The sequence below is a fragment of the Raoultibacter phocaeensis genome, from assembly GCF_901411515.1.
Taxonomy (GTDB): domain Bacteria; phylum Actinomycetota; class Coriobacteriia; order Coriobacteriales; family Eggerthellaceae; genus Raoultibacter; species Raoultibacter phocaeensis.
Genome location: NZ_CABDUX010000002.1, coordinates 757,481 through 774,928 on the forward strand (window position 1 = coordinate 757,481; position 17,448 = coordinate 774,928).

Sequence of the window (17,448 nt, forward strand, 5' to 3'; positions counted from 1 at the left end):
GCTTGCGAACACGGTAGAGCGGGCTTCGTTTGCGGATATGAGGGCTAAGGAATATGGTGCGATGTTCGATTGGGCTGCGATGGTGTCTGTTTTGTGTTTGACGGGCGTGTTCGCTGGATTCTGCATCGCCGTTTCATGCGCATTCTTCGTTCAGCACCCTTTGCGGGTTCACTATCGCATGGTGGCACTCTGGGCCATTGCGCTTACCGCGGCGGCGTTGCTCGGCCCAATTGCAACGGATGCTCTTGGTGCGGATGAGGCATTCGTTGCGATTTTCCTTGCCGTGCTCCTTGTTGCGGCTCTGTTCCTGTCGATTGTTCTCTTTCGATATTGGGAGACAAGGGACGCGCTTGCGGCGGTTGCGTATTTGCAGATGGGTCGCTATCGGATGCGCGCTATCGAAACCGGCGTTTCGGGACTGAAGGAGGATCCCGCTTGTAATTCAAGGGTAGCCGATGTTTCATCCGATACGCTGTCTTCTGAGTCGGCGATGGTGTATGCGATGGCTGCACGCCGGTACGATCTTACCCGAAGGGAAGAAGAGGTGCTGCGGCTGCTACTCGACGGCAAAAGCTTTGCGGCGATAGCGGGGGAGCTTTTCATCTCCGACAACACGGTGAAGACCCATGTTCGCCATATCTATCGCAAGATGGGCGTGAATCGCAAACAAGGTCTCAGCGAGAAAGTGTACGGACCCGCCTCGGCTTCGGAATGACGATTGTCGAACGAGCGGTAGCGGAAGAAAAATCGCGAGAGGCCTTCATGTTGGCAGAGATTTACGATGCTGAACTTGCTCAGGGCTAGAAAGGGAGGAAGCTAAATTCCCGATCTGCGGGTCTCGTGCAGTTGCACAAGATCTCCGGCTCCGATTGCAGCTCCAGTGAGGCTTTTACAGTTCACGATCGCAAATCTCTGCCACCTTTGCTCCACATTTTCAAATTTTCGATGTTCCGCGATGCTGGGAATCGAAAACTCCCTTAATCCCGATGCGCTGAGCATGTGGAGGCGGATGGCCAGAGCTTTTCGCCATGGGCGCCGTCTGCTTCCTCGGTGGCTAGCCGGCGGCATCGTCGGAGGTGCCAGGTTTTTCTTCTAGCACGTCGTCGGCTCCCGTATCTTCCTCGTCGTCGCCCGCACCCCACGATCCGTAGCCGCGTCCGAATCGGCGGCCCTCTTCTTTGCGCAGCGCGCGCCGAGCTTCGCGTGCAGTGTGGCGCTCTTCGCGGCGTTTCTTGTGGGCGGCTTCGATCTCGGCTTTCTCGTCGTCGCTGAGTTTTTCGAATTCGGCCAGACGGCGCGCCTGCTCGGCTGCGAACAGAAGCGCCACGCGATCGGCATGGGCGGCTCGCGCGGCCGATGCCTTTCGAGCGAGCTCGTCGCGCTTCTCTTCTGCGGCGGTGCGCAGTGCGGTGCGGCTTTGGAGGGCGGCGGCTTTATCCTGCCAGTTGCCGCTTTGCTGCGCCTCGACGGTCTGGTCGCCGACTTTCTTCACGGTCTGCCAGCGCAGATCGCCCTCGGTTTTGAGGTGCTCCCATGTTTTGTCGCCCGTGCGCTTCGCCGATGCCCATTCGTCATCGCCTTGCTTCTTGATCTCATCCCAGAGCGCTGGATCGAGTTCGGCTCCCTGGATGAGCGCGTTCGCGCGGTCGATATGATCGCTTGGAAGCCAGGTATCCATGGGGCCGCGGCCTGTGTGATGCGAGAGAAAGCCAGCCGCTTTCGTGCGGGCGAACGAAGCGGCTCGCAAAGCCGCGTCCTGCTTGGCGAGCATGCGCTCGAGCGCCAGGTGGTCGCGCAGGATGCTGCCGATCTCGCGAGGGTTCTTGCTGATCTCCTTGACGGCGACGATGGGTTGCGCATCGACCACGCGGTAGGTTATAGAAGCGAGAAACGGCATGAGGAACACAGTGATGGCGCCTGCCGATACGAGTACCGAAGCGGTGTCTTGCGGCATGGCACCCACCTTTACCGCCACGCTTGTCACAGCCACGATGATGGGCAAGGCGGTCGTGCAGTACAGAGCAACGGTGAGGCGACTGTTCGGCGACATGTCACGCGTATCCTTGCCGGTCGTCAGCGCGATGAATATGGGAACAGCGCGGATGAGCAGCAGCATGAGAATGAACCCGACAAGAAGCACAGGCTGCGTGAACACCGCCATGAGGTTGATCTTCGCGCCCGACGCGATGAAGAACACGGGGATGAGGAACCCGTACGCGATGCCGTCGAGCTTCATTTCGAGGTCGTGGTCGCCTTCGGGAATCACGTAGCGCAGCACGAACCCTGCTGCGAAAGCGCCGAGCACGATGTCGAGATCGAAGATTGCCGAGAGGGCGACGAGTGCCACGAGCAGAAGCACCGTCACGCGCATGGCCGTCTGGGCGGTGGTGTTGGCGTTGGCGGTGAGGAACTTGAACCCCGCACCGCCGGCCTTCTTCGCCTTGGCGGAGAATACGCCCGCCAAAACCGCGACGCCGACGAAGCCGATGAGGATGAGCACCGTTTTCCATTCCGCGCGCGACGAAAGCAGAAGGGCCATGGCGATGACGGGACCGAGCTCGCCGTAGGTTCCGTAGGCGAGGATCGATTCGCCCACGCGGGTTTCCATGAGGTTGCGCTCTTTGAGGATGGGAAGCAGCGTGCCGAGCGCGGTTGTGGTAAGGGCGATAGCGACCGCGATGCCGTCGACATGGCTGATCGAGAAGTTAGGGGAGAGCCGCACAGCCAAAAACCCGAGACCGAGCGTGATGATCCACGTGACGAGGCCGCGTTTTCCCTGCGAGCCCGTCAAATGCTTCGGATTGATTTCGTAGCCCGCGAGCAAGAAAAGAAACGCGAGACCAAGGTCTGAAAGCAGCGCCACCGATTCGGTCATGCGGATCAAATCGACCATGTACGGCCCGAGCAGGGCTCCTGCGACAAGGAGGAAGACGACTTCGGGTATCGGTTTTCCAGGGATGAGCTGGGCGACCATCGGGGACACGGCGGCGACGAGCGCGATGACGGCGAGCGATATGAGATCGACGGGCATAGAGCAGGCCCTTTCTGGCGGCTCAAACGGTACGGTTCGGTTTGGGAGATTATACACCTCCTATGATCGGGAATTCGTAAACCCCTTGCAACGACCTGCGTATCTACGAAAAGGAGCAGAAGAGGACTGGTGCTGACCTGTCGTTTTCGGGGGTCGAGTCATGTCGCACAGCCGAAAGCGCGCTTGCGGTTGTTCAAGGCATGCTCGACCTCGATCTCATGTGCGCACTCATGTTGTACAGCCCCGATACGTAAATCGATTGGTTGCAAACGGTCGATCCCGACGAAAACCGCACGTTTTCGCGGTAGCATATACGGCGAATCGAAAAAGAAAGGACGTTGCCATGATCGTTACCACCACACCGGAAGTTGAAGGTTACGCCATTACCGGATACTACGGCGTCGTATTCGGGGAAGTCATTACCGGTGTCAATTTCTTGCGGGACTTCGGCGCGGGTATTCGCAACATAGTCGGCGGAAGAAGCGAAGGCTACGAAGCGGAGCTGACGCAGGCGCGCACCGAGGCGCTGCAGGAGCTTGAGCAGCGGGCGGCCTCGATGGGTGCGCATGCGGTCGTTGGCGTGGATATCGACTACGAAGTGCTCGGCCAGGGCAACATGCTCATGGTCACGGCCTCGGGCACCGCCGTGACGCTGGCCGCTAAGTAGGAGAGCGCATCGTGACGTTGCGGGTTGATGACGGCAAGCTTGACGACGCTTCCCCTTTCAAGCGCCAGGCGTTCTACGCGCTCAATGCTCCGATGCGCGGCAATGTGCCGGCACGCGTATTCGGTATCGGAATATTCGTCCTCATCATCGCAAACGCGCTGTTCGTATTCGTGGATGCCCATACGGGCCTTCCGGATGTCATCTATGCCGTGATGGCGGCGATCGGCATGGTGTCGACGGTGTGCTTCCTTATCGAGTACTGCTTTCGCGTATGGACATCCGATCTGTCGCATGCGGACATGAAGCCAAAGCGCGCACGCGTGCGCTATGTCGTATCGCTCATGGGTCTGATCGACCTGCTTGCCTTTCTTCCGGGTATGCTTGCCTGGTTCTTTCCGCTTTCACCTGCGCTGTTGGCGAGCGTTCCCGTGATCCGTCTCGTGCGCCTCATAAAGATATCGCGCTATATGAAAGGGTTGCATTCGATCGCGCTCGTATTCGAGAAGCGCCGTCAGGAGATCATCTCGGCGTTCATGGTGCTCGCGTTGCTCACGGTGACGGCGAGCGTGCTCATGTACCAGGTGGAAAACCCCGTGCAGCCCGAAAAGTTCGACAGCGTGTTCACGGGCATGTACTGGGCCATGACTACCATCACCTCGACGGGATACGGCGATTTGGTGCCGGTGACGGGCATGGGCCGCTTCATCGGCTTCTGCACGATGGTGCTTTCGATCGCGGTCGTCGCCATTCCCGCGGGTATTTTCTCCGCAGGGTTCGTGTCGCAATTTAGGGAAGACGACGCCCGCACGGCCCGTCGCGAACGCCGGGAGCGGATGGACGAGTGCGAAGGGCAAGATGAGGGGGATGGGGACGCGAGCCGCTAGCGCAGGTCGTCTCCTAGATAGCGCTTGAGCTCAGGCCAGGTTCGTGCCGCGGTTTCGTATCCCTGTTCGTAGAGGGCGAACAATTTGTCGGGATCCTTCTCCATGCTTCCGATGGTTACCGGCTCGGGCGGCCGGATCACGAACACCGTATCATTTTCGTGCATTTTCGGAAGCGCGCGGTACAGGCGGTTGTATTCGAAGTGGCGGTAGCGCATGCGGTCGACGAAGTACGGATACGCGCTGTATTGGCGCGAAGCGAGTGCCTGGAGCTTGTTGGGCTCCTTCTTGTAGCTTTCGTGCTGCGTAAGCACGACAACATGCTTCTTCGTGCTGGTGAAAAGCGAGTACATGATGGGAACGCTATCGCACGTGCCCCCGTCGAGCAGATGCTTTCCGTCGATCTCGACGATCTTGCTTACAAGCGGCATGGCCGACGATGCGATGAGGTAGGGAAGATCGGCTATAGGATCGGTAAACGCATGGTAGTCGGCTTCGCCGGTTTCGAGGTTGCTTGCAACGGTGGTGAGTTTCATGGGCGAGTTCCGAAACGCCTCGTAATTGAAGGGCTCGAGTACGTTGGGGATCGTATCGAATGTGAACTCGACACCGAAGGCGTTGCCGGTGCGCACGAAGCTTTTCATCGAAAGATAGCGCCAATCCGAGCAGTACTTGGTGTTGAGGTAGCACGTGCGTCCGTCTTCGCCCGCAACGTAGTTATAGCCGTTGAGCGCACCTGCCGAGGTGCCGATGACGTGATGCGCCCAGAACTTCTGATCCATGAAGAAATCGAGGACTCCTGCGGTGAACTGACCGCGCATCGCGCCGCCTTCGAGTACGAGGTTCACAGGCGATGCGGCGCATCCTGTGTATGCCGGTTCGTGGAGGCTTGCGTGCACGCGCTCTGCAGGTGTTTGCTTGCTGGTTTCCATGCTTTCGTTCCCTTCTGTCAAACCGATAGTATAGCGCTTCTTACTGTTCGTCCGAATAACGTCGATTTGTTTCCTAAATGGCAACACTCGTGTTCAGCGCCGATGCGAACCGCTACAATGGAATCAATACAAGATGAGCATGCGAACGAAATGCGAGCATGCGAGCGGATCGAGAGACCCGCGCAGCTTTTAGGAGGTTGCAATGAGCGAGGTTATTACGTCGGCGGAGTTCCAGAGCAAGGTGCTCGACGAGAAGCAGCCGGTGTTGGTCGATTTCTTTGCGACGTGGTGCGGTCCGTGCAGGATGCTCGCTCCCACGTTGGAGGAAATTACCAAGGATATGGATGGCAAGGCGAAGGTCTACAAGCTCGATATCGACCAGAGTCCCGAGATCGCTTCGCGCTATGGCGTGATGAGCGTTCCGACGCTGATTTTGTTCGAAGGCGGTCAGATAAAGAAGCAAACGGTTGGAGCCCAACCGAAAGCCCAGATCATGGCAATGTTCGACTAACATTCCGACATAATCGCAACAATAGGGCCGGTGCAGCGCGCATCGGCCTTTTTTTGTGCAGACGAACGGCGATCCGCCAGCGAAAGGTTGGTTGCGGTAGGGCGAACAACGGTCAGCACAACGAGACGATCCACCAGTGCGGGCCGGTTGCGAGAGAGCGAACGGGAGCGGTGGCGGCGAGGTGATCCGCCAGCGAAAGGTTGGTTGCGGTAGGGCGAACGGACGCAGAGCGTTTGAGGGCACCGCGTTTGGGCGGCTCGCGCGCGCGGCGCCCCGAGGCTTACGCGCGGCTCGAAAGCGGCTCGGCATCCGCGAGCTCGCGTTCCTCTTCGAAGTCTTCGAAGAGCGGCTTGAGGTAGCCGTATCCCTGGCTATCGAGCTCGTCGTACGGGATGAAGCGTAAGGCGGCGCTGTTGATGCAGTAGCGCATGCCGCCCGCTTCGGCGGGTCCGTCGGGAAACACATGCCCGAGGTGCGCATCTCCTGCGCGGCTGCGGATTTCGGTGCGCAGCGTGTTGAAACTCGTATCTAAATGCTCGGTGACGACCTCTTCAGCGATGGGCGACGTGAAACTCGGCCAACCGCATCCCGATTCGAACTTGTCGATCGAGCTGAACAGCGGTTCGCCTGTGGTTATGTCGACGTATATGCCCTTGTCGAAGGTACGGGTGTATTCGCCTGTGAAGGGGCGTTCGGTTTCGCTTTCCTGCGTAACCTTGTACGCGATGTCCGAAAGGCTCGCCTTAAGCTCGGTATCGGGGGGTTTGTGATAGGCTGAGGCATCGATCATGCCGTCAGCGGTCGGCTCTTCGGTCGACGGCTCCGGAATCTGGGCGGAATCGGCGGGGTCGGCGTTGTCGCTGATTCCAGATGCAAGCTGCTCGGGCGTGAGGAACACGCGGTTGCCGAGTCCGTGCTCGCGTGCGAACTCGTCGGCAGAGCGCACGTTGATGTGGCAGTAGCCGCCGGGATTCTTGTCGAGGTAGTCTTGGTGGTACTCTTCGGCGGGGAAGAAGCCGTCGATCGGCTCGACCTCGATCGCGAGGGGCTCGTCGTAGGTTTCTTGCAGGTCGCGAAGCTCGGTCTCGATGATGGGGACATCGTGCATGTCGGCGTAGTAGATGCCCGATCGGTATTGGGTTCCCCGGTCGTTTCCCTGGCGGTTCACCGATGTGGGGTCGATGGTGGTGAAAAACGCTTCGAGCAGAAGCTCGGTCGGGAGAACCGTTCGGTCGTAGGCGACCGCTACCGTTTCGGCGTGGCCGGTGTTGCCGTAGCACACATCGCGGTACGACGGCGATTCAGTGGTGCCGTTCGCGTAACCCACCTGGGTCTCCAGGACGCCCGGAAGGCGTTTCAGGTACGCCTCGAGTCCCCAGAAGCAGCCGCCGGCGAGATACATCACATGCCGGTCGATCGGGGTATCGAGATCGTCTTCTTCGTTTGTAATGCGTTCGGGTACCATAGCAAACTCCTTGTCGTTTGGGCATGATCCTATCTAACTCGTCTTTCGAGGAAGCGGCGCAAAGCGTTACCTTCGTGTTGCGGCTTTTTGCTCCATTCACCCGAATCGTTACGCGTTCGTTGATACCCGCGCTTGGCAAAGGGTGCGCAAACGGGGTAAGGTATACGAAACAGCAGTGCTAAGGCAGCATATGAAGGAGCGTGCATGGGTATGGGAGAGAATGCCCCGAGCAAGGTATACGACGTAGCGGTTATCGGTTCCGGGCCTGCGGGCATGACGGCGGCTCTGTACGCAGCGCGAGCGGGGCTTGAGGTGGCGGTGTTCGAGCGCATCACGCCGGGCGGCCAGCTCGGCCAGACCGAGCATATCGAGAACTACCCGGGGTTCCCCGACGGCATAAACGGGTTCGATCTCGCATTTGCAATGAAACAACAGGCCGACCGGTTCGGCTCCGTCAACATTGGCGAGGAGATACTGTCGGTTGACTTCTCCGCATCGCCTAAGGTCCTGAACACCGGATTCGGCACCTATGGGGCGCGAAGCGTCATCGTGGCAACGGGAGCGAAACCCCGTCGGCTCGGTCTGGAGCTCGAAGGCGAGCTCGGCGGCCGCGGCGTCTCGTACTGCGCAACCTGCGACGGAAACTTTTTCAAGGACCGCGACGTGGTTATCGTGGGGGGCGGCAACACGGCAGTCGCCGACGCCATCTATATGGCCCGCATCGCACGCAAAGTCTACCTGGTGCATCGACGCGATACGCTGCGCGCCACGGCCATCTACCATAAGATGCTCGAAGAGCTCGATACCGTCCAGTTCGTATGGAATTCGGGCATCAAAGAGCTTCTTGCGAAAGACGGTATGCTCGGCGGCGTGATCGTGGAGCATTACGACACCGGAGAAACCGAGGAGATCAACTGCTCGGGATTGTTCGTCGCGGTGGGTACCGAGCCGAATACCGAGTTCCTCGGCGGTGCGGTCGAGCTGGACGGCGGCTACATCGTAGCCGATGAATCCGGCCACACCTCGGTCGAGGGCGTGTTCGCTGCAGGGGATGTGCGCACCAAGGTGCTCAGGCAGGTGACAACCGCCGTTTCCGATGGTGCGAATACTGCGGAGGCTGCTGCGGAGTACCTGGCTTCGTGATACCATATCCAGTTGCGGTTTGCGCCCGGTTATCCGGGTTCGCCCGCACGCGCGAACGCTTCGGCGTTTGCACCGATACGATGTGCACGAAGCTGCAAAGGACTACCGATGATAGAAAAGCTCGAAAAGATAATCGAGGCGTACGAGGATTTGCAGACGAGGCTCGGCGATCCCGCCGTGCTCGCCGACCAGAAGGAATACAACCGGCTCGCGAAAGAGTTCTCGAGCCAAGGCCCTCTTGCCGCGAAGGCACGCGAGTACGTGCAGGCTTCCGAGGATTTGGCGGCGGCCAAGGATATGCTCGCCGATCCTGATATGAAGGAATTCGCGCAGGAGGAGATCGCGGCAATCGAAGCGAAGCTCCCGCAGCTCGAAGAGGATATCAAGTTCATGCTCATACCGGCCGACCCCGCCGATGACAAGGACATCATCGTTGAAATCCGTGCGGGCGCAGGTGGCGACGAGGCGGCTATCTTCGCAGGCGATCTGTACAAGATGTACGAGCGGTTCGCTGGCGAACAGGGTTGGAAAACCGAGACGCTCGACATCTCCGCTTCGGAGGCCGGCGGTTTCAAGGAAATTCAGTTTAAGGTCAAAGGCGACAAGGTCTACTCCGTCATGAAGTTCGAGAGCGGCGTGCACCGCGTGCAGCGCGTTCCGAAGACCGAGAGCCAGGGGCGCATCCACACCTCTACGGCGACGGTGGCGGTGCTGCCCGAGGCCGATGAGGTCGAAGTCGAGATCAACCAGAACGATCTGCGCATCGATGTGTATCGCGCAGGCGGTCCCGGCGGCCAGTGTGTGAACACGACCGACTCGGCGGTGCGCATCACGCACATCCCTTCGGGTCTCGTCGTGCAGTCGCAGGATCAGAAATCTCAGCTGCAGAACAAGATCGCGGCCATGAGCGTTCTGCGCGCACGCCTTTACGAGAAGATGCTCGCCGAGCAGCAGGCAGCCGAAGGCGCCGAGCGACGCAGCCAGATAGGCACGGGCGATCGTTCGGAGAAGATCCGTACCTACAACGGCCCGCAGGACCGCGTGACCGATCACCGTATCGGCTACAACGGTACGTACAACGGCGTGCTTCTGGGTGCGGGAGGCGCTGGCCTTGCCGAGCTCATCACGGCGTTGCAGGCAGCCGACCGTGCGAAGAAGCTCGAGCAGGCCGTTTAGCCTTGGGCGTCAACGCGGCCCTTGAGGCGCTTTCGAAAGAGCAGCTCATCGAGTTGGTGGGCATATGCTCGAAGAATCTCATCGCCATCGACGGTACGTGGTTCCAGTCGGTCGAGCGCGAGCGCGGGATGGGCGAAGCAATGCACCACGACGAGGAAGCCTGGCGGCGGTTCACAGTGAGCGAGGCGAAGCGCTTGAAAAGCTTTCTCGGGTTGCCCGAACGCGCGGGGCTCGACGGGCTCGAGGCGGCGCTCGCCCTCAAGCTCAATACGCTTTCGAGTACCGCTGAGGTGCACCGCGAGGACGGCGCGCTCGTGTACCGCGTAGTCGAATGCCGCGTGCAGGCGGCTCGCGCGCGCAAGGGCATGGAGCTGCATCCCTGCAAGTCGGTCGGCCTTATCGAGTACGAAGGGTTCGCCCGCATGATCGACGAGGGTATAGCGTGCGAGTGTCTGAGCTGCTACCCCGACGCCACCGATACCACCTGCAGCTGTGCGTGGCGGTTTTCGATCGACGAAGATTAGCTTGCGGGATTGCCTGGTTCGCCGCACGGGGAAATCGCACTGGAAAATCGCGGCCGCGGATTCGATCAGGCGGCGGCCAGAGGCAGCGAGGTTCTGCTACAATCGAAACCATGAACGATACCTGGACCATACAAGCGGCGCTCGACTGGACGCAAGGCTATCTCGAGCGCAAGGGCGACGAAAACCCGCGGCTTTCATCCCAATGGCTTTTAAGCGAGGCGACCGGCCTTTCGCGTATCGAGCTGTACGCCCATTTCGACAAACCTCTGAGCATGGAGGAGCGCGACGTGCTGCGCGGGTACGTTACGCGTCGTGGCAGCGGGGAGCCGCTGCAGTACATTACCGGCGAGGTGGGCTTTCGCCATATCACGGTGAAGGTACGCCCCGGCGTGCTCATTCCGCGCCCTGAAACCGAAGTGCTCGTGAGCGAGGGGCTGGCCGCGCTTCCCCCCGTGCCGAAACGCGTCGCGGCCGATGCGTTCGTCCCCGACTTACCCCAAGGCGAAAAGGGGGAAGAAGAGCTGGTCGGCGATGGTGCCGCGGCGGATGAAACGCACGTTGACGGCGACGCTGCGGGCGGGATCTCTTGCGATGGTGCCGTGGCGCGCGGCGCGCAGGACGACGGCGACGATGCAGACGCTGCGCTGGGCGAACGCGAAAGCGCGCCTGCGGATGCAAGCAGGCTTCTCGTGGCCGATCTCTGCACGGGATCGGGCTGCATCGCCTGTTCGATTGCCTACGAGCATCCCCATGCCCGCGTGATCGCCACCGACATCGCTCCCGAAGCCGTTGCGCTCGCCCGCGAGAACGCAGAGGCGCTCGGACTGTCTGAGCGCATCGAGGTGCTCGAAGGCAGCCTCGGGAATGCGGTTTCCGGCAGTTTGCTGGGGACGTTCGACCTCGTCATCTCGAATCCGCCGTACATTCCCACCGCAGTGCTCGCCGACATTCCGCGCGAAGTTGCCGATTTCGAGCCCTCGCTTGCGCTTGACGGGGGAGCAGACGGGCTCGACCTGTTCAAGCCGCTTGTCGTCTGGGCGGCGCGCGCGCTCAAACCGGGTGCTGCGATGGTGGTCGAACTGCACGAGACGTGTTTGGATGCGGCTGCGAGGATCGCGTGCGATGCGGGGTTCGAAACGACGAAGATCGTCGAAGATTTGGCGGGCAGGCCGCGTGTCCTGGTGGCGCATACGCCTGCAGAGGGAGGTGGGTCCGATGAGTAAGATCGTGAACGAACCGAAAAACACGTTTCCCTTGTTCGTGAAGGTGCGCGAACAGCTCGAGCACCGTGCGCTCTGGCTATCGCTTCTGGCCGAAGAAGCGGAAAAACGCGGACTCGACGCCGACGATTTCGCAGCGGCGGCGGTCAAGCGCTGCGGCCTTTCCCAAGGTGCCGACATCGTCAAAAAGAGCGGGACGAAAAGCCTCAAAAGGCTGCGCAAGGTGCTCTTTACCAAAAACGCCCAGATCGTGTTCGAGATGAACGTGGTGGAATGCACCGATGACGTGCTCTCGATAGACTTTCATTACTGCCCGCTCGTGAAGGCGTGGCAGAAACAGGGGCTCTCAGACGAGCGCATCGCCCAGCTCTGCGACATCGCCATGTGCGGTGACCGCGGCATCGGAGAGGCTCACGGCGTCGAGCTCGACCTGCCTAAAACCATCGCGCGCGGCGACGACTGCTGTGCGATCCGATACGTGCGACGCTGACGCGAGCCGTTGCAAACGGTCGGCTGAAACGAAAGGACATCCATGCTCGAACGCACCGTACTCGAAGAAAACCTCATGCTGAGCGCTTACGTGTTGAAAGAGCGGCTCGGAGGTCGCAAGCCCGCTGTGGGTTTGGTGCTTGGATCGGGGCTCAATCCGCTTGGCAACGAGATCGAAAACGCGGCGTACGTGCCCTACGCCGAAATACCGCGCATGAAGACGAGCACGGCCGAAAGCCATGTTGGCAGGTTCGTATGCGGCACACTCGGAGGCAAGGAGGTCTTGTGCATGCAGGGCCGTCTGCACGGCTACGAGGGCAACAACGCCCAGGAAGTTGCCTACCCCGTCTGGCTTATGGAGCGCATGGGCGTCGAAGCCATCATCACCACCAATGCGGCGGGCGCCGTCAACGAGTCCTATGAGGTCGGCGATTTCTGCATGATGGCCGATCAGATCAACTTCACGGGAAGAAATCCCATCGCCGCAGCCGATCCGGCCAACCTCTCCGATCGGTTCTTTTCGATGACCGATGCGTTCGACGAGGGTTTGCGTGCCATCGCGCGCGAGGTTGCGCAAGAGGAGAACGTGAGGCTGCAGGAAGGCGTATATCTAGGTCTTCTGGGTCCGAGTTTCGAAACCCCGGCTGAAATCAGGATGTTTCGCGGCTGGGGAGCCGATACGGTTGCCATGTCGGTATGCGAGGAAGTCATTGCGGCGCGCCATGTGGGTCTTAAGATGCTCGGCATCTCGCTCGTGTCCAATATGGCTGCGGGCATCGAAGGCGCTTCGCCTACCGGTATCGAAGTGCTCGAAGTCGCGAAGATGCGCGAAGGCGATTTCAAACGCCTCGTCACCGGCATCGTGGCGCGGATGTAGCATGGCGAAGCGCCTGATTTTTTCCGAAATCGTGCCCGAGGTCGATGCGCACGCTTCGACGGGATCGTCTGCGTCGCATCGTCTGGAGCTCCATGTGCTCGCCAGCGGAAGCGGCGGCAACGCTTCGGTCATCGTCGATTCGCAGACGGGTGGTGCCATCGTCATCGATTGCGGCATCTGCAAGCGCGATTTCTTTGCACGCTTAAACGAGGCGGGTATCGCGCTCGGCGACATTGCGGGGATCCTCGTCACTCACGAGCACACCGATCATACCAAAGGACTCGGCGTGGTGCTGCGCGGCATGCGCAAGCTCGGTTTCGAGCCGCCTGTGTTCGCAAGCGATGCCGTGCGCGATTCCAGTTCTGAAATCGGTGCATTGCGAGAATCGTTCGACGTGCGGCCGTATTGTGCCGAGCATGCGTTTTCGCTTGGCGGCATGGAAGTCCATCCGTTCGCGACCTCGCACGACTCGGTCGAGTCGTACGGGTTCCGCATCGGGGGAGCGCTCGGCGATACGATCGGCTTCATGACCGATACGGGTATCGTGACCGATGCGGCACTCGCCCACCTCGAAGCGTGCCGCATCCTTGCGATCGAAAGCAACCACGATGCGAAGATGCTCGCCGAGGGACCGTATCCCTATGTGGTTAAGCGCCGCATTGCATCCGACGGCGGCCATCTTTCGAACGAGCAGTCCGCCGATTTGCTTGAACGCTTGCTGTGCGCGGAGCTTGAGCAGGTTATTGCCATGCACGTTTCCGAAAACAACAACACGTACCGTTTACCGGAAGATTCGCTTGCCTCGGTCATCGCGCGCAACGCGCACGGCGCGTGCGTGCAGGTTGCCTACCAGCATATGCGCGTGAGCGCCCGGTAGCATCGGCTCCTTAGACGACGCTACGCTTCGAACAGCTCGGTCGAGAAATAGCGCTCTCCGGTGTCGGGCAGGATGGTGACGACCGTTTTGCCTGCCCCGAGCTTGCGTGCGAGCCTGCGTGCTGCGGCGACGTTCGTGCCGCTCGACACGCCTACCATGAGGCCCTCCTCGTGAGCGAGCCTGCGGGCGGTTTCGAGCGCCTCTTCGTCGGAGACCACGCATACGTCGTCGTAGATGTCCTGATCGAGGATGTCGGGGATGAGCCCGTCGCCGATGCCCATCTGCAGATGCGTGCTGATGCCTCCGCCCGAGAGGATGGCGGCGTTTTCGGGTTCGACCGCCCAGATGGATACGCCCGGATAGAGCGCTTTGAGCACCTGGCCGATGCCAGAGATGGTGCCGCCCGTGCCGATGCCTGCGCAGAAGCCATGGATGGGCCCTTCGACGTCCTCGAGGATCTCAAGGGCGGTGTGGTACTTGTGTGCGAGCAGGTTGTCGGTGTTCTTGAACTGCTGGGGAATGTAGACGCGTGAATCTTCGGCGGCCATGCGCTCGGCGGTGGCAATGCATTCGGCGATGCATTTGCCGATATCGCCCTCGTCGTGCACGATGACGACTTCGGCTCCGTAATGGCGCACGAGCTTGCGGCGCTCGACGCTCACCGAGTCGGGCATGATGATTTTCGCGGCATAGCCTTTGACGGCGCATACGAGCGCAAGTCCGATTCCCTGGTTGCCGCTCGTGGGTTCGACGATGATAGTGCCCGGACCGATCTCGCCGCGCTTTTCGGCGGCGGTGATCATTTGGTACGCCGTACGGGTTTTGATCGAGCCGCCGATGTTAATGCCCTCGTATTTCACGAGAATCTGGGCGGCATTTTGCTCGGAGAGGTGGTTGAGCCTCATCATGGGCGTGCGGCCCATCGCTTCGAGAACGTTATCGTAGATCATGATCGTATCTTTCGGGTTTGGGTGCATTGTGTCGGAATGCCCGCGAGGGCGATTCGCCTATTGTACACCAACGCGGTGCATGGAGGCTCCCGTGGCCGCAACCGTGAAGCAGGTACAAAGGCGCAACGTCGAACATCCGAATGTCTTATCCCGCCACCGGTGAGGACAAGGCCCACATGGATTCTGCCTGCGAGATCACCGTCTCGAAATCCCAACCCACTGAACTGCGTGCGTCGCTTGAAGGATCGCGTACGGTAAGCTTGCTGTCCATGTCTATATCTGCGAGCACGATGAAGGTTCTCTGCTCTCCGAAGTCGCCGGGTACCATGGAGCAGATGACGGGCTTTCCTGCGATGATCGCTTTGCGGATACTCGACTCGTCGAGCTTGATCTCATCTGCTTCGAGGCCGAGCGCCTCGGCGGTTGCGGGGATGAAGGCCGCATCCGTCGAAGCGTTCGATGCGTAGCCGGCCGCTTCGATCAGGGCGCTTATGTCGGTGGGCAGCGCGTCGCGTGATCCGGTTACGGCTGCGTAGGCCATGGCCATGCAAAGCGGGCCCTGTCCGCACGAACCGAGCGTTGACGACGCATACGGCTGCGTTGCCCATTGCGGATCCCGCTGGTAGAGCTGGGGGATCGTACCCTGTTCCCAGTCCTGCAAAGGCGTGCTCCTGACGGTGCGGGTTGCCTGTTCGGTTTCAGCCGAAGGCAGCAGGGGGAGATTGTTGGAAAACACGCCCGATCCGTCCATGTCCTCGGCACCGCTTTGCGTGATTCCGAAGCTTACCGTTGCTATGCCGAATACGGCAAGCGCTACGAGCACGACGAAGGCGCCGATCGTTTTACGGCGGCCTTGCCGCCTCCTTTCGCGGTACCCCTCGACGGGGGAGAGCAGGGCTGGGTTGTACGGTTTCGCCTCGCCCGTCCAATTGAAGCGGCTCATGCGTTTTTGGGGGTGCTGCTCGGGGTTCGCGGCGCCGCAGGGGGCTGTTTCGGCATGCGGGGCTTCTGCGTGGGCGCCTTCGGGTTCGGCTACGACGCGATAGCCGCACGAATGAAACGAGAGGTAGAGCTTATGCGGGTATCCCATCGATGCACCTCCTTGGTATGCGGGTCTAAAGCCAGTCCGACTGCCGTTGCCGTTTCAGTATACCCGCAAGTCATCGCCGAGCACCGCTTAGGTATCCGAATGTTCCAAGCTGTTGAACGTGCGTTACCGAACAGAGCGGACGCAAGCGTAAGGCTGCGTCGTGCGGACGCGGGCTTGAAGCCTCGCGCTGTCCCTGCGCTTTCGAGCGGGTGAGCCGGAAGCGCTCTTGGTGAGCGCAAGCGCGCTCGACCCCCTTCGCGCTTGTGCGCCCGCAAAGCGAGAAGCGGCCAAGGATGGTACAATAGGCCTGTTTTCGCCCGAGTGGGACAACCAGGGGGTAGCCGCGTGCTGTTGGACGACATCGAAATATTCCTCGTCATATCGGAGACGAAGAGCCTGTCGCAAGCGGCCGAGCGCCTGTACATGTCGCGCCCCGGACTTTCGCAGAAGATCGCGGCCATCGAGGCTCGCTACGGTACGAAGCTCTATGAACGCACCTCCACCGGCGTCGTTCCCACGGCTGCCGGGCAGATCGTTACGAAGTTCGCGAAGAAGATCTCGACGCTCGAAAACGCGCTCGCCTCGGAGCTTGCCGCCGTCGACGAGCATTTCGATCGCACGATCGAGGTCGGCATGAGCTTCAACGACGGCGTCGCGCTTTTGCCGGCTCTCGTCAAGAAGTTTCATGACGTCCACCCCGACGCGCTCGTCCATCTCGATGCAGGTTACGAACCGGAGCTGATGGAAAAACTCAAGGCGGGCAAACTCGACTTCGCCATACTCGAAAACCAGCCGCTCGAAGATGGCCTCTCGCGCGAGACGCTCGGCTACCAGAGGATTTTGTTCTGCGCGCCCGACAAGCCGCCGTACAATTCCACGCCGCAGCCGGTGAAGATCGAGACGCTGCTCAAGTGGCCGATGATCATCTACGAGTGGAATTCGGGCCGCCACATGGTGGGAAACCGCCATTTCCGCGAGCGCTACGGCATTTCGCTCACCGAACACAACATGGTGGCGCAGTTCGACACGCACGAGGCCATGGTCAACGGCGTGAAGGCGGGGCTCGGATGGGCGAGCATCCCCGAGTGCGTCGCCACGCGCTACAAGCACGAGCCGGGCATCATCTGGTTCAAAATAGACACCGACCCCATGCGCTATCCGGTCGATCTCACGTGGCACACGGGCCATATCATGTCGGATCAGGCGCGCTTGTTCATGGAGTTCATACGAGGCAACGTGCCCGCTGGTTATTTCGGCGAGCACTCAAGCTAGTGCCCACGGTGCACCGCGTCGCATTCTCCGCCTCGTGTGAGTTCGCCTTTTCGATCGACGCGCATGCCCTGAGTTCCGCTGTAAGAAACCGATATCGACGCGGCCCCGCATGGCACCCGTTGGGACCCGGCGCATCGGCGCTCCGAGCGGGCGCATGCCGATTCTGGTTCAACAGCGGACTCTGAGTCCGCTTGCCGTCAAGCCGAGTTTGCGGCCGCGGTAACCTTTCTCTGCATGAAAGCTGCGCTTTACGGCAGCCGTTAACGATCATGACGGCGATTCGGTGGATGACGTTCAAAAGCACCGCCGCCCCGCCGTATCCTTTGCCTCACGTCAGAACCGG

At 60.4% G+C, this 17,448-nt stretch carries 17 protein-coding genes; 12 read left to right on the forward strand and 5 right to left on the reverse strand.

All coding sequences use genetic code 11. From position 1 onward, the window contains the following. Positions 1 to 61: 61 nt before the first annotated feature. On the forward strand, positions 62 to 715 hold the full coding sequence (locus FJE54_RS11070; protein ID WP_180326710.1) for a helix-turn-helix transcriptional regulator: 654 nt from the start codon (positions 62 to 64) through the stop codon (positions 713 to 715). Positions 716 to 1,054: 339 nt separating this feature from the next. On the opposite strand, the gene FJE54_RS11075 is transcribed toward FJE54_RS11070, so the two are convergent. After that, positions 1,055 to 3,031, reverse strand: coding sequence for a cation:proton antiporter (locus tag FJE54_RS11075; protein WP_139652830.1), 1,977 nt, complete (start codon positions 3,029 to 3,031; stop codon positions 1,055 to 1,057). Positions 3,032 to 3,374: 343 nt separating this feature from the next. Between FJE54_RS11075 and FJE54_RS11080 the strand changes: the two genes are divergently transcribed. After that, complete coding sequence (locus tag FJE54_RS11080) at positions 3,375 to 3,698, forward strand: heavy metal-binding domain-containing protein (protein WP_139652831.1); 324 nt, start codon at positions 3,375 to 3,377, stop codon at positions 3,696 to 3,698. Between the two features lie 11 nt (positions 3,699 to 3,709). Next, the gene (locus tag FJE54_RS11085; RefSeq protein WP_255467404.1) at positions 3,710 to 4,582 is read left to right on the forward strand and encodes an ion transporter; all 873 of its coding nucleotides are present in this window, start codon (positions 3,710 to 3,712) and stop codon (positions 4,580 to 4,582) included. Here the strand turns inward: FJE54_RS11085 and FJE54_RS11090 are convergent. Further along, positions 4,579 to 5,511: a patatin-like phospholipase family protein gene (locus tag FJE54_RS11090; RefSeq protein WP_139652832.1), complete on the reverse strand. Its 933-nt coding sequence runs from the start codon at positions 5,509 to 5,511 to the stop codon at positions 4,579 to 4,581. The genes FJE54_RS11085 and FJE54_RS11090 overlap by 4 nt on opposite strands. A 202-nt stretch (positions 5,512 to 5,713) precedes the next feature. On the opposite strand from FJE54_RS11090, the gene trxA reads away from it, so the two are divergent. Next, the gene (gene trxA / locus FJE54_RS11095) at positions 5,714 to 6,022 is read left to right on the forward strand and encodes a thioredoxin (RefSeq protein WP_139652833.1); all 309 of its coding nucleotides are present in this window, start codon (positions 5,714 to 5,716) and stop codon (positions 6,020 to 6,022) included. Positions 6,023 to 6,302: 280 nt separating this feature from the next. Here the strand turns inward: trxA and msrB are convergent, their stop codons facing one another. Next, the gene (gene msrB / locus FJE54_RS11100) at positions 6,303 to 7,487 is read right to left on the reverse strand and encodes a peptide-methionine (R)-S-oxide reductase MsrB (protein ID WP_139652834.1); all 1,185 of its coding nucleotides are present in this window, start codon (positions 7,485 to 7,487) and stop codon (positions 6,303 to 6,305) included. Positions 7,488 to 7,691: 204 nt separating this feature from the next. Between msrB and trxB the strand changes: the two genes are divergently transcribed. The 7 genes from trxB (at position 7,692) to FJE54_RS11135 (ending at position 13,793) form a co-directional block, all read left to right on the forward strand. Next, on the forward strand, positions 7,692 to 8,630 hold the full coding sequence (gene trxB / locus FJE54_RS11105) for a thioredoxin-disulfide reductase (protein WP_218971923.1): 939 nt from the start codon (positions 7,692 to 7,694) through the stop codon (positions 8,628 to 8,630). A gap of 108 nt (positions 8,631 to 8,738) precedes the next feature. Next, positions 8,739 to 9,806, forward strand: coding sequence for a peptide chain release factor 1 (gene prfA, locus FJE54_RS11110; protein WP_139652835.1), 1,068 nt, complete (start codon positions 8,739 to 8,741; stop codon positions 9,804 to 9,806). Positions 9,807 to 9,808: 2 nt separating this feature from the next. Beyond that, entirely contained in the window at positions 9,809 to 10,330 is a 522-nt protein-coding gene (locus FJE54_RS11115) for a DUF6125 family protein (RefSeq protein WP_139652836.1), read from the forward strand. 110 nt (positions 10,331 to 10,440) lie between these two features. Continuing rightward, a complete protein-coding gene (locus FJE54_RS11120) occupies positions 10,441 to 11,553 on the forward strand; it encodes a N5-glutamine methyltransferase family protein (protein WP_139652837.1) in 1,113 nt (370 codons plus the stop codon). After that, the gene (locus FJE54_RS11125; protein WP_139652838.1) at positions 11,546 to 12,040 is read left to right on the forward strand and encodes an L-2-amino-thiazoline-4-carboxylic acid hydrolase; all 495 of its coding nucleotides are present in this window, start codon (positions 11,546 to 11,548) and stop codon (positions 12,038 to 12,040) included. The genes FJE54_RS11120 and FJE54_RS11125 overlap by 8 nt, the downstream gene beginning before the upstream one ends. 42 nt (positions 12,041 to 12,082) lie before the next feature. Beyond that, positions 12,083 to 12,916 (forward strand): purine-nucleoside phosphorylase, encoded by an 834-nt coding sequence (locus tag FJE54_RS11130; RefSeq protein WP_139652839.1) that lies wholly within the window; start codon positions 12,083 to 12,085, stop codon positions 12,914 to 12,916. A 1-nt stretch (position 12,917) separates the two neighbouring features. Continuing rightward, positions 12,918 to 13,793: an MBL fold metallo-hydrolase gene (locus FJE54_RS11135; protein ID WP_139652840.1), complete on the forward strand. Its 876-nt coding sequence runs from the start codon at positions 12,918 to 12,920 to the stop codon at positions 13,791 to 13,793. Between the two features lie 20 nt (positions 13,794 to 13,813). On the opposite strand, the gene cysK is transcribed toward FJE54_RS11135, so the two are convergent. Together cysK and FJE54_RS11145 are read right to left on the reverse strand one after the other, a co-directional pair. Further along, on the reverse strand, positions 13,814 to 14,743 hold the full coding sequence (gene cysK, locus FJE54_RS11140) for a cysteine synthase A (RefSeq protein WP_139652841.1): 930 nt from the start codon (positions 14,741 to 14,743) through the stop codon (positions 13,814 to 13,816). Positions 14,744 to 14,888: 145 nt separating this feature from the next. After that, complete coding sequence (locus tag FJE54_RS11145; RefSeq protein ID WP_139652842.1) at positions 14,889 to 15,833, reverse strand: papain-like cysteine protease family protein; 945 nt, start codon at positions 15,831 to 15,833, stop codon at positions 14,889 to 14,891. Positions 15,834 to 16,178: 345 nt separating this feature from the next. On the opposite strand from FJE54_RS11145, the gene FJE54_RS11150 reads away from it, so the two are divergent. After that, entirely contained in the window at positions 16,179 to 17,105 is a 927-nt protein-coding gene (locus tag FJE54_RS11150; protein WP_180326711.1) for a LysR family transcriptional regulator, read from the forward strand. The last annotated feature ends 343 nt before the right edge of the window (positions 17,106 to 17,448 follow it).

What these genes read in the sequence shown, in the direction of transcription:
- FJE54_RS11070 (WP_180326710.1), top strand. Translation starts at nt 62, where the DNA reads ATGTTCGATTGGGCTGCGATGGTGTCTGTTTTGTGTTTGACGGGCGTG.
- FJE54_RS11075 (WP_139652830.1), bottom strand. Translation starts at nt 3,031, where the DNA reads ATGCCCGTCGATCTCATATCGCTCGCCGTCATCGCGCTCGTCGCCGCC.
- FJE54_RS11080 (WP_139652831.1), top strand. Translation starts at nt 3,375, where the DNA reads ATGATCGTTACCACCACACCGGAAGTTGAAGGTTACGCCATTACCGGA.
- FJE54_RS11090 (WP_139652832.1), bottom strand. Translation starts at nt 5,511, where the DNA reads ATGGAAACCAGCAAGCAAACACCTGCAGAGCGCGTGCACGCAAGCCTC.
- trxA (WP_139652833.1), top strand. Translation starts at nt 5,714, where the DNA reads ATGAGCGAGGTTATTACGTCGGCGGAGTTCCAGAGCAAGGTGCTCGAC.
- msrB (WP_139652834.1), bottom strand. Translation starts at nt 7,487, where the DNA reads ATGGTACCCGAACGCATTACAAACGAAGAAGACGATCTCGATACCCCG.
- trxB (WP_218971923.1), top strand. Translation starts at nt 7,692, where the DNA reads ATGGGTATGGGAGAGAATGCCCCGAGCAAGGTATACGACGTAGCGGTT.
- prfA (WP_139652835.1), top strand. Translation starts at nt 8,739, where the DNA reads ATGATAGAAAAGCTCGAAAAGATAATCGAGGCGTACGAGGATTTGCAG.
- FJE54_RS11120 (WP_139652837.1), top strand. Translation starts at nt 10,441, where the DNA reads ATGAACGATACCTGGACCATACAAGCGGCGCTCGACTGGACGCAAGGC.
- FJE54_RS11125 (WP_139652838.1), top strand. Translation starts at nt 11,546, where the DNA reads ATGAGTAAGATCGTGAACGAACCGAAAAACACGTTTCCCTTGTTCGTG.
- FJE54_RS11130 (WP_139652839.1), top strand. Translation starts at nt 12,083, where the DNA reads ATGCTCGAACGCACCGTACTCGAAGAAAACCTCATGCTGAGCGCTTAC.
- FJE54_RS11135 (WP_139652840.1), top strand. Translation starts at nt 12,918, where the DNA reads ATGGCGAAGCGCCTGATTTTTTCCGAAATCGTGCCCGAGGTCGATGCG.
- cysK (WP_139652841.1), bottom strand. Translation starts at nt 14,743, where the DNA reads ATGATCTACGATAACGTTCTCGAAGCGATGGGCCGCACGCCCATGATG.
- FJE54_RS11145 (WP_139652842.1), bottom strand. Translation starts at nt 15,833, where the DNA reads ATGGGATACCCGCATAAGCTCTACCTCTCGTTTCATTCGTGCGGCTAT.